The 10,396-nt window shown below is 72.7% G+C and carries 7 protein-coding genes and 1 pseudogene; 6 read left to right on the top strand and 2 right to left on the bottom strand.

What is annotated here, in order from left to right:
* The first annotated feature begins 351 nt into the window (after positions 1-351).
* Together LCE31_RS19005 and LCE31_RS19000 are read left to right on the top strand one after the other, a co-directional pair.
* Positions 352-1,509, top strand: a complete 1,158-nt coding sequence (locus LCE31_RS19005; RefSeq protein WP_225015712.1) for an acyl-CoA dehydrogenase family protein — start codon at positions 352-354, stop codon at positions 1,507-1,509.
* 35 nt (positions 1,510-1,544) lie between these two features.
* Positions 1,545-2,420, top strand: a complete 876-nt coding sequence (locus LCE31_RS19000) for an acyl-CoA thioesterase (protein ID WP_225015711.1) — start codon at positions 1,545-1,547, stop codon at positions 2,418-2,420.
* Positions 2,421-2,597: 177 nt separating this feature from the next.
* Here the strand turns inward: LCE31_RS19000 and LCE31_RS18995 are convergent, their stop codons facing one another.
* On the bottom strand, positions 2,598-3,383 hold the full coding sequence (locus LCE31_RS18995; RefSeq protein ID WP_225015710.1) for a phosphatase: 786 nt from the start codon (positions 3,381-3,383) through the stop codon (positions 2,598-2,600).
* Between the two features lie 246 nt (positions 3,384-3,629).
* A pseudogene (locus tag LCE31_RS18990) lies at positions 3,630-4,217 on the bottom strand (SACE_7040 family transcriptional regulator); the annotation flags it as partial.
* Positions 4,218-4,315: 98 nt separating this feature from the next.
* On the opposite strand from LCE31_RS18990, the gene LCE31_RS18985 reads away from it, so the two are divergent.
* From LCE31_RS18985 to LCE31_RS18970, 4 genes are read left to right on the top strand one after another with little or no spacing between them, the layout of a single operon-like run.
* On the top strand, positions 4,316-5,932 hold the full coding sequence (locus LCE31_RS18985; protein ID WP_225015709.1) for a carboxyl transferase domain-containing protein: 1,617 nt from the start codon (positions 4,316-4,318) through the stop codon (positions 5,930-5,932).
* Positions 5,933-5,957: 25 nt separating this feature from the next.
* Entirely contained in the window at positions 5,958-8,084 is a 2,127-nt protein-coding gene (locus tag LCE31_RS18980) for an acetyl/propionyl/methylcrotonyl-CoA carboxylase subunit alpha (protein WP_308042267.1), read from the top strand.
* Positions 8,081-9,055 (top strand): hydroxymethylglutaryl-CoA lyase, encoded by a 975-nt coding sequence (locus tag LCE31_RS18975; RefSeq protein ID WP_225015708.1) that lies wholly within the window; start codon positions 8,081-8,083, stop codon positions 9,053-9,055. The genes LCE31_RS18980 and LCE31_RS18975 overlap by 4 nt, the downstream gene beginning before the upstream one ends.
* Positions 9,056-9,062: 7 nt before the next feature.
* Positions 9,063-10,223: an acyl-CoA dehydrogenase family protein gene (locus LCE31_RS18970; RefSeq protein WP_225015706.1), complete on the top strand. Its 1,161-nt coding sequence runs from the start codon at positions 9,063-9,065 to the stop codon at positions 10,221-10,223.
* Positions 10,224-10,396 lie beyond the last annotated feature (173 nt).

Here is a 10,396-nt window from a genome sequence, read left to right as displayed (position 1 = left end):
CCGGGCTGGGCCACGTGGACGGCCTCAACCGGTTGGGTATGCCCCCGCCCCCCCCGGCCCGGCGGGGGGGGGGCCCGGGCGGACGGCGGCGCCGCCGACCGGGTGGGCCGCGATGGGGGACGCTTCCCGGGGGCCCGCCGCCGGGTGCGCCGCGCTCGGGGGACGCCCTCGGCCGGCCCGCCCCCGAAGTGGCGGTGGCCACCCGGGGCCGCCCTGGACATGCGTACTAACCGCCCGGTAACTTTGGCTGAGCAAGCGCTTAGAGCACTGCGCCGACCGTCACGCCCCGATCGCCGGGCCGGTCGATCGCGTCAACCGGAGGCGGCGGATCGCCGCGGAGGAGGCCCTGCCATGCGTCGTACCGTCTACAACGAGGACCACGAGTCGTTCCGGCAGACCCTGAGGGCCTTCATCGAGGCCGAGGTCGTCCCGCAGTACGAGGAGTGGCTGGCCGCGGGCCAGGCGCCGCGCGACTTCTATTACAAGCTCGGCGAGCTGGGCGTCTTCGGCATCGAGGTGCCGGAGGAGTACGGCGGCGCGGGCATCGAGTCGTTCAAGTTCCAGGCCGTCCTCTCCGAGGAGACCGCCCGCGCGGGCGTCTCGTTCGGCGGTTCCGGCGTGCATGTCGCGCTCTGCCTGCCGTACTTGAAGGCGTACGCCTCCGACGACCAGAAGAAGCGCTGGCTGCCCGGCTTCATCAGCGGCGAGACGATGTTCGCGATCGCCATGACGGAGCCCGGCACCGGTTCCGACCTGGCCGGGATGAAGACGACGGCGAAGCTGTCCGAGGACGGCACGCACTACGTGCTCAACGGGTCCAAGACGTTCATCACGGGCGGCGTGCACGCGGACCGCGTCATCGTCTGCGCCCGCACCGCGCCGCCGTCCGCCGACGACCGCCGCTTCGGCATCTCGCTGCTCGTCGTGGACACGAAGTCGGAGGGCTACGCGGTCGGGCGCAAGCTCGACAAGATCGGCCTGAAGACCTCGGACACCGCGGAGCTGTCGTTCACGGACGTCAAGGTGCCGGTCGCCGACCTGCTCGGCGAGGAGAACAAGGGCTTCTCCTACCTCGGCCAGAACCTGCCGCAGGAGCGCCTCGGCATCGCCTTCGGGGCGTACGCGCAGGCCGCCGCCGCGATCCGCTTCACCAAGGAGTACGTGCGGGACCGCACGGTCTTCGGGAAATCGGTCGCTTCCTTCCAGAACACCAAGTTCGAACTGGCCTCCTGCCAGGCCGAGGTCGACGCGGCGGAGGCCGTCGCTGACCGCGCTCTTGAAGCGCACGACCTGGGCGAGCTGACGGCGGCCGAGGCCGCGTCCGCGAAGCTGTTCTGCACGGAGGTCGCGAGCCGCGTCATCGACCGCTGCCTCCAGCTGCACGGCGGCTACGGCTACATGAACGAGTACCCGATCGCCCGTCTGTACGCCGACAACCGGGTCAACCGCATCTACGGCGGGACCAGCGAGGTCATGAAGATGATCATCGCCAAGTCCATGGGCCTGTGACCGGTGCGCCCGGCGGCCTGGTCCAGACTCGTCCCATGAACACCGAACTCGACACCCTGCTCGGCCTGCTCGACCTGGAGCGGATCGAGCAGGACATCTTCCGCGGCAGGAGCCACACGTCCGTGGTCCCCCGCGTCTTCGGCGGCCAGGTCGCCGCGCAGGCGCTGGTCGCCGCGGGCCGCACCGCGCCCGACGACCGTATGGCGCACTCGCTCCACGCGTACTTCCTGCGGCCGGGCGATCCGGGCGCGCCCATCGTCTACACGGTGGACCGCATCCGGGACGGCCGCTCGTTCACCACACGCCGTGTGGTGGCCGTCCAGCACGGACAGCCGATCTTCCACCTGTCGGCGTCCTTCCAGCTGTACGAGGAGGGGCTCGACCACCAGGCTCCGATGCCGGACGCGCCCGATCCGGAGAGCCTGCCGTCGGCCGCGGAGCTGCTGCCGAAGTACGCGGACAAGTTCATCAGCCCGACCGTCGTGGACCGGCTGCTCGAAACCCGCGCCGCTGTCGACCTGCGCTATGTCCAGGAGCCGCCGTTCGCGACGGTCGGCCAGGCGCGCGAGCCGCGTTCCCAGGTGTGGTTCCGTACGAACGGGGCGCTCGCCGACGACCCGCTGCTGCACGTCTGCCTCGCCACGTACGTGTCCGACATGACGCTGCTCGACTCGATCCTGCTGGCCCACGGGCGCGGCGGGTGGGCGGTCGGCGACATCGTCGGCGCGAGCCTGGACCACGCGATGTGGTTCCACCGGCCGTTTCGGGCGGACGAGTGGCTGCTGTACGACCAGGAGTCCCCGTCGTCCTCGGGCGGCCGGGGCCTCGGCCAGGCGCGCATCTACACACGCGACGGCCGGCTCGCGATCTCGGTCATCCAGGAAGGCGTGATGCGCGTCCCGCGCGACTGACGCGTCCCGCGCGCGACCGGCGCGTCCTTCGCGGCCGACGCGTGCCACGCTGCCGACGCGACGGGGCGGTGGACGCGGCGCTTCCGCCCTGCGGGGGCGTGGGGCCTGCCCGCGCGCGCCCGTTCGCCCGTGCGGAGCGCCCCGCCCGTGCCGGGCACCCGTCGGGCGCCGGACGTGTCACTCGGGGAGGAGCCCGGCCGCGTTCAGCAGGTACGCCGTCATGGGGTCGTAGTGCCGGGGGCTCGTCACGTGGTCGTCCAGGGGAATCGTGACCTGGAGCGTGCCCTCCGCCTCGCCGATGAACAGCGCGGGGTCGTTGCAGTCGGCGTAGCCCATCGAGTCGAGACCGCGCTGTCCCGCGTAGCCCGCCCAGCCGTGGTCCGCGACGACGAGGTCCGGCAGCGGCCTGCCCTCGCTCTCCAGGGCGTCCAGGATCGCCCGCATCGGCTCCGGGGAGTGCGTGTGCCACAGCGTCGCCCCGCGCTCCAGCATGGAGATGTCCGCGAACTGGACCACCATGCCCTCGTCCGCGACGAGGCCCTCGGGAATCCGCACGATCTCGCAGCCCGCCGCCCGCAGGCCGTCCGCCGTCTGCCGGTGCACGTCGAGCAGGCCGCCCGGGTGACCCGTGGCGAACAGCACACGCTCCCCGCCCTCCGCGGCCTTGCGCAGCCGCCCCGCCATGCGCTCCAGGCCGTCGATCGTCAGTTCGGGGTCGATGGTGTCCTGGCCCGATCTGAATTCGGGGTCGTCCACGACGCCGCAGCGCTCCGCCATCACGGCGAGCACGTCCTGCTCGTCCGTCCACCGGTCGCCGAGCTCCAGGCCCAGCCAGTAGTGGCGGTCGCCGTTGGCGAGTCTGCGGTAGTGGGACAGGTTGTTGTCGCGGGGTGTGGCGACGTTCCCGGCGATGCGGGTCCGTACGAGGTGCTCGGCGAGCTCGGGGCGGCTGGGTATCGGCATGAGCCCATTGTGCCGTCACCCGCGATCGGGGCGCCGCCCGTCCGGTCCGCGGGACGCGCGAACGCCTGTCCCGGCCTCCGGCCCTGGGCCGCTTCAGAGGGCCGTGCCGGGCCCGGGCCCCGTCTCGCCGACCGTGTCGATCATGTCGATCGTGTCGACGGGGTGGACCCCCGAGGCGCCTGAGGCACCTGAGACACCTGAGCCGTCCGAGGCACCTGAGGGCGCCGTCGGGGCGGGCCGCGCGCCGAGTGCGGCGAACGCGCCGTGCGCGAGCCCGCGCAGCAGCTCGGCGGTGCCCGCGCGGTCGGGCAGCGCCCCGCGGGGCGAGCTGAAGTGGGGCGTCGAGTTGAGCAGGCCGAACACGGCGTGGACGGCCGCGCGCGCCTCCGCCTCGGGGACCAGGCCGTACAGCTGCCGTACGACACCGACCCACAGCTCCACGTACTGCCGCTGGAGCTGCCGCACCCTCCTGCGGTCGTCCTCGCGCAGCCGGTCGAGCTCGCGGTCGTGCAGCGTGATCAGCGGGCGGTCGTCGAGCGCGAAGTCGATGTGTCCCTCGATGAGGGAGGCGAGCACCGCGGCGGGGCCCTGGCCCGACGCGTCGGCCGAGCGCTGCCTGCCGCCTTCGAGGAGGCGCTCGCTGATGCCGACGAGCAGTTCGGCCAGCATCGCGTCCTTGCCGGGGAAGTGGCGGTAGAGGCCGGGGCCGCTGATGCCGACCGCCGCGCCTATCTCGTCCACTCCCACGCCGTGGAAGCCGCGCTCCGCGAAGAGGCGGGCGGCGTGCTTGAGGATCTGCTCCCTGCGGGTCGGTGCCGCCGTTCTGGTCGTCATCGATTCATTCTAGACAGAGTTGTTAGCGGTCGTTAACCTGGGACGGAACGTTAACGCTCATTAACCACCCGCTCTACATCCTCATCCGGGGGGCGTACATGCGACAGGCACCGGTGCTGGCGAGCGCCGCCGACCCGTCATCCGAGACCTGGCGGGCCAACGAGGCGGCGCACGAGGCGCTGGCCGAGGAGCTGCGCGGCCGGCTCGCCGCGGCGCGCCTTGGCGGCGGCGAGCGCGCCCGCGCCCGCCACACCGCGCGCGGAAAGCTGCTGCCGCGCGACCGGGTGGACGGCGTGCTGGACCCCGGCTCGCCGTTTTTGGAGCTCGCGCCGCTCGCGGCGGAGGGGATGTACGGCGGGGACGCCCCGGCGGCCGGGGTGATCGCGGGAATCGGCCGGGTCTCCGGCCGGGAGGCGGTGATCATCGCCAATGACGCGACCGTCAAGGGCGGCACGTACTACCCGATGACGGTCAAGAAACACCTCCGCGCGCAGGAGGTGGCCCTGGAGAACCGGCTGCCGTGCCTGTATCTGGTCGATTCGGGCGGCGCGTTCCTGCCGATGCAGGACGAGGTCTTCCCGGACCGGGAGCACTTCGGCCGGATCTTCTACAACCAGGCCAGGATGTCGGCCGCGCGCATCCCGCAGATCGCGGCGGTGCTCGGGTCCTGCACGGCGGGCGGGGCGTACGTCCCCGCGATGAGCGACGAGGCCGTGATCGTGCGCGGCCAGGGCACGATCTTCCTGGGCGGCCCGCCGCTGGTGAAGGCGGCCACGGGCGAGGTCGTCACGGCCGAGGAGCTGGGCGGCGGCGAGGTGCACGCGCGCGTCTCCGGCGTCACGGACCACCTCGCGGAGGACGACGCGCACGCGCTGCGGATCGTGCGCACGATCGTGTCGACGCTGCCGGAGCGCGGCCCGCTGCCCTGGTCGGTGGAGCCGGTGGAAGAGCCGAAGGCCGACCCGATGGGGCTGTACGGGGCGGTACCGGTCGACTCGCGCACGCCCTACGACGTACGGGAGGTGATCGCGCGGGTGGTGGACGGCTCCCGCTTCGCCGAGTTCAAGTCCGAGTTCGGTACGACGCTGGTGACGGGGTTCGCCCGGATTCACGGCCATCCCGTGGGGATCGTCGCCAACAACGGCATCCTCTTCTCGGAGTCGGCGCAGAAGGGCGCGCACTTCATCGAGCTGTGCGACCAGCGCGGCATCCCGCTGCTGTTCCTCCAGAACATCTCGGGCTTCATGGTCGGCAAGGACTACGAGGCGGGCGGCATCGCCAAGCACGGCGCGAAGATGGTCACGGCGGTGGCCTGCGCGCGCGTGCCGAAGCTGACGGTCGTGGTGGGCGGTTCGTACGGCGCGGGCAACTACTCGATGTGCGGGCGGGCGTATTCGCCGCGCTTCCTGTGGATGTGGCCCAACGCGAAGATCTCCGTGATGGGCGGCGAGCAGGCCGCCTCGGTGCTGGCCACGGTCAAGCGCGACCAGCTGGAGGGGCGGGGCGAGCAGTGGCCGGCCGAGGACGAGGAGTCCTTCAAGGCGCCGGTCCGCGCGCAGTACGAGCAGCAGGGCAACGCGTACTACGCGACGGCGCGGCTGTGGGACGACGGCGTGATCGATCCGCTGGAGACCCGCCGGGTGGTCGGCCTCGCGCTGACGGCCTGCGCCAACGCACCACTGGGCGAGCCGGGTTACGGCGTCTTCAGGATGTGAGGAGTCGGAAGTGACGATGCCCGACATGTTCGGCAGCGTTTTGGTCGCCAACAGGGGTGAGATCGCCGTCCGGGTGATCCGCACGCTGCGCGCGATGGGGCTGCGCTCGGTCGCGGTCTTCAGCGACGCGGACGCGGACGCGCGCCATGTGCGGGCGGCCGACACGGCCGTACGGATCGGCCCCGCGGCGGCGGCCGAGAGCTATCTGTCCGTGGAGCGGCTGCTGGACGCGGCGCGCCGCACGGGCGCGGAGGCGGTCCACCCGGGGTACGGATTCCTCGCGGAGAACGCGCGCTTCGCCGCCGCCTGCGAGGAGGCGGGGCTCGTCTTCATCGGGCCCCCGGCGTCCGCGATCGACCTGATGGGCGACAAGATCAGGGCGAAGGAGACGGTGTCTGCGGCGGGCGTCCCGGTGGTCCCCGGCTCGTCGGGCAGCGGTCTGAGCGACGCCGGACTGGCCGAGGCGGCGCGGAAGATCGGCATGCCGGTGCTGCTGAAGCCGTCGGCGGGCGGCGGCGGCAAGGGCATGCGCCTGGTGCGGGACGAGGCGGCGCTGGCCGAGGAGATCGCGGCGGCGCGCCGCGAGGCGAGCGCGTCCTTCGGCGACGACACGCTGCTGGTGGAGCGGTGGGTGGACCGGCCGCGCCACATCGAGATCCAGGTGCTCGCGGACGCGCACGGCGGGGTCGTGCACCTCGGCGAGCGGGAGTGCTCGTTGCAGCGGCGCCACCAGAAGGTGATCGAGGAGGCCCCCTCGGTCCTGCTGGACGAGCGCACGCGGGCGTCGATGGGCGAGGCGGCCGTCGCGGCGGCCCGCTCGTGCGGCTATGTGGGCGCGGGCACCATCGAGTTCATCGTGCCGGGCGCGGACCCTTCGTCGTACTACTTCATGGAGATGAACACCCGCCTCCAGGTGGAGCATCCGGTGACGGAGCTGGTCACCGGCGTCGACCTGGTGGAGCTCCAGCTGCGGGTCGCGGCCGGCGAGCCGCTGCCGTTCGCGCAGGAGGACGTCGCGCTCAGCGGCCACGCGATCGAGGCCCGGCTGTGCGCCGAGGACCCGGCGCGCGGCTTCCTGCCCACGGGCGGGCGGGTGCTGAGCCTGCGTGAGCCGGCGGGCGACGGCGTCCGCACGGACTCGGGGCTCACGGTGGGCACCGAGGTCGGCAGCGCGTACGACCCGATGCTGGCCAAGATCATCGCGTACGGTCCCGACCGGGCGACGGCGGTGCGCAGGCTGCGCGGCGCGCTCGCGGACACGGTCACGCTGGGCGTCACGACGAACGCGGGCTTCCTGCGACGGCTGCTGGCCCATCCGAGGGTGGCGGCGGGCGACCTCGACACCGGTCTGGTCGAGGAGGAGGCCGAGGGCCTGCTGCCGGGCGGTGTGCCCCCGGAGGCGTACGCGGCGGCGGCGCTGCTGCGCGCGGGCGGACGGGGCACGGGCGGAAGGGACGCGGGTGACAGAGGCGCCGGCGGAACGCGCACGGGCGGAAGGGGCGCCGGAGAAGGCGCGGGAGGGGACTCCGGCGACTCCGGCGTCTGGCGGGACCCGTTCTCGGCGGCCGACGGCTGGCGGCTCGGCGGGACGCCCGCCTGGGTGCCGTACCACTTCCGCGTCCCCGGCGAGGAGCCGGTGACGGTCAGCGTGCGGGGCGGCGAGGTGCGGGTCGGCGACGGCGCCACGGGAGCGGAGCCGGTCGCGGCGCGGCTCGTGGACGGCGGCGCTCCGGCCCCTTCGGGCGGTGCGGACCCCGCGGCAGTCGCGTACACGGGTGTGGAGTACGCGGGTACGGTCCACCGGTTCGCCGCTCTGAGCACACCGCACGGCGTCTTCCTCGGGCGGGACGGCGACGGCTGGGAGCTGCGCGACCACGACCCCGTCGAGGCCGGCAGGTCCGGCGCCGCCGCCGGGGGCGGCTCGCTCACGGCGCCGATGCCCGGCACCGTGACGGTCGTGAAGGTCGCGACGGGCGACACCGTGACGGCGGGTCAGAGCCTCCTGGTGGTCGAGGCCATGAAGATGGAGCACGTGGTCTCCGCCCCGTACGCGGGCACCGTCACCGAGCTCGACGTACGTCCCGGGTCGACCGTCGCCATGGACCAGGTGCTGGCCGTCGTCACACCGAAGGAACCGAAGGAGGAGTCATGACAAAAGCGGCGGGCCCGTCCGGCGCGCCCGGGCGGACGGCCGGGCTGCCCATGGCCGTACCGGCACAGGGCCTTCCGCCGCGCGTGCGGATCTACGAGGTCGGCGCGCGCGACGGCCTCCAGAACGAGTCGGCGGTCGTCCCGGTCGAGGTCAAGGCCGAGTTCATCCACCGGCTGGCGGAGGCGGGCCTCTCCGTCATCGAGGCCACCAGCTTCGTGCGCCCCGAGTGGGTTCCCCAACTGGCCGACGCGGAGCAGCTGTTCCCGATGCTGAGCGACCTCGGGGAGGTGGCGCTGCCCGTCCTGGTGCCCAACGGGCGCGGCCTGGAGCGGGCCATGGAGCTCGGGGTGCGCCGCATCGCGGTGTTCGGCAGCGCCTCGGAGTCGTTCGCCAAGGCCAACCTCAACCGCTCGGTGGACGAGTCGCTCGCGATGTTCGGCCCGGTCGTGGCGAGGGCGCGCGAGCACCGGATGCGGGTACGCGGCTATCTGTCGATGTGTTTCGGCGACCCGTGGGAGGGGCCCGTCCCCATCCATCAGGTCGTCCGGGTCGCGAAGGCCCTGATGGACCTCGGGTGCGACGAGCTGAGCCTCGGCGACACCATCGGCGTCGCCACACCGGGGCATGTGCAGAGCCTGCTCGCCGAGCTCAACGAGGAGGGCGTGCCGACCAACGTGATCGGTGTGCATTTCCACGACACGTACGGCCAGGCGCTCGCCAACACACTGGCGGCGCTCCAGCACGGCGTGACCACGGTCGACGCGTCGGCGGGCGGCCTCGGCGGGTGCCCGTTCGCCAAGAGCGCCACCGGCAATCTCGCCACAGAAGACCTCGTCTGGATGCTCGACGGACTCGGCATCGAGACGGGCGTCGACCTCGACCGACTGGTCGCCACCAGCGGTTGGATGGCCGACCGGCTCGGCCGGCCCAGTCCCTCCCGTACCGTACGGGCCCTGACCCACAAGGGGTGACGACGCGATGTCCCTGGATCACAGACTCTCCGACGAGCACGAGGAACTCCGGCGCACGGTGGAGGAGTTCGCACACGACGTGGTCGCACCGAAGATCGGCGACTTCTACGAGCGGCACGAGTTCCCGTACGAGATCGTGCGGGAGATGGGCCGCATGGGCCTGTTCGGGCTGCCGTTCCCCGAGAGTTACGGCGGCATGGGCGGCGACTACCTGGCCCTGTGCCTCGCCCTGGAGGAGCTGGCCAGGGTCGACTCGTCCGTCGCGGTCACCCTGGAAGCGGGCATCTCGCTGGGCGCCATGCCGGTCTTCCGCTTCGGTACCGAGGAGCAGAAACGCGAGTGGCTGCCCCGGCTGTGCGCGGGCGAGATGCTCGGCGCGTTCGGCCTCACGGAGCCCGGCGGCGGCTCGGACGCGGGCGGTACGCGCACCACGGCGGTGCGCGACGGCGACGAGTGGGTCATCAACGGCACCAAGTGCTTCATCACCAACTCGGGCACGGACATCACGGGCCTGGTGACGGTCACGGCGGTCACCGGCCGTACGGAGAGCGGCAAGCCGCGCATCTCCTCGATCATCGTCCCGTCCGGCACACCCGGGTTCACGGTGGCGCCGCCGTACTCGAAGGTCGGCTGGAACGCGTCGGACACGCGCGAGCTGTCGTTCGCGGACGTCCGCGTCTCCGCGGCGAACCTGCTGGGCGAGGAGGGCCGCGGGTACGCGCAGTTCCTGCGCATCCTGGACGAGGGCAGGATCGCGCTCGCCGCACTCGGCACGGGGCTCGCGCAGGGATGCGTGGACGAGTCGGTGAAGTACGCCCGCGAGCGGCACGCCTTCGGCCGCGCGATCGGCGACAACCAGGCGATCCAGTTCAAGCTGGCCGACATGGAGATGCGCGCGTACATGGCCCGCGTGGGCTGGCGCGACGCCGCGTCCCGGCTGCTGAGCGGCGAGCCCTTCAAGAAGGAGGCGGCGATGGCGAAGCTGTACTCGTCCACGATCGCCGTCGACAACGCGCGCGAGGCGACACAGATCCACGGCGGATACGGCTTCATGAACGAGTTCCCCGTGGCGAGGATGTGGCGCGACTCCAAGATCCTGGAGATCGGTGAGGGGACGAGCGAGGTCCAGCGCATGCTGATCGCCCGCGAACTGGGCTTCACGGACTGACCCGCCCTGCCCGGGCCGGGCGGGCCCCGGACCCGGGCAGGCCGTGTCGCGGGCCGGACGGGAGAGGGGGCGAGCGGGAGGCCGTGTCGCAGGCCGGGCGGGCCTCGGGTCCGCCCGGCCCGCGGCGGGCCGCCGGGGCCGCCGGCGCGCGGAGGGAGAGGGGGGCGGCGAGG

The sequence above is a fragment of the Streptomyces sp. 8L genome (assembly GCF_020176795.1).
Lineage (GTDB): Bacteria > Actinomycetota > Actinomycetes > Streptomycetales > Streptomycetaceae > Streptomyces.
Note: the sequence above shows the minus strand (reverse complement) of the source record. Positions and strands in the feature narration are given on the sequence as shown.

Excerpts from the sequence above, each read along its gene's own strand:
- LCE31_RS19005 (WP_225015712.1), top strand. The coding sequence starts at position 352 with ATGCGTCGTACCGTCTACAACGAGGACCACGAGTCGTTCCGGCAGACC.
- LCE31_RS19000 (WP_225015711.1), top strand. The coding sequence starts at position 1,545 with ATGAACACCGAACTCGACACCCTGCTCGGCCTGCTCGACCTGGAGCGG.
- LCE31_RS18995 (WP_225015710.1), bottom strand. The coding sequence starts at position 3,383 with ATGCCGATACCCAGCCGCCCCGAGCTCGCCGAGCACCTCGTACGGACC.
- LCE31_RS18985 (WP_225015709.1), top strand. The coding sequence starts at position 4,316 with ATGCGACAGGCACCGGTGCTGGCGAGCGCCGCCGACCCGTCATCCGAG.
- LCE31_RS18980 (WP_308042267.1), top strand. The coding sequence starts at position 5,958 with ATGTTCGGCAGCGTTTTGGTCGCCAACAGGGGTGAGATCGCCGTCCGG.
- LCE31_RS18975 (WP_225015708.1), top strand. The coding sequence starts at position 8,081 with ATGACAAAAGCGGCGGGCCCGTCCGGCGCGCCCGGGCGGACGGCCGGG.
- LCE31_RS18970 (WP_225015706.1), top strand. The coding sequence starts at position 9,063 with ATGTCCCTGGATCACAGACTCTCCGACGAGCACGAGGAACTCCGGCGC.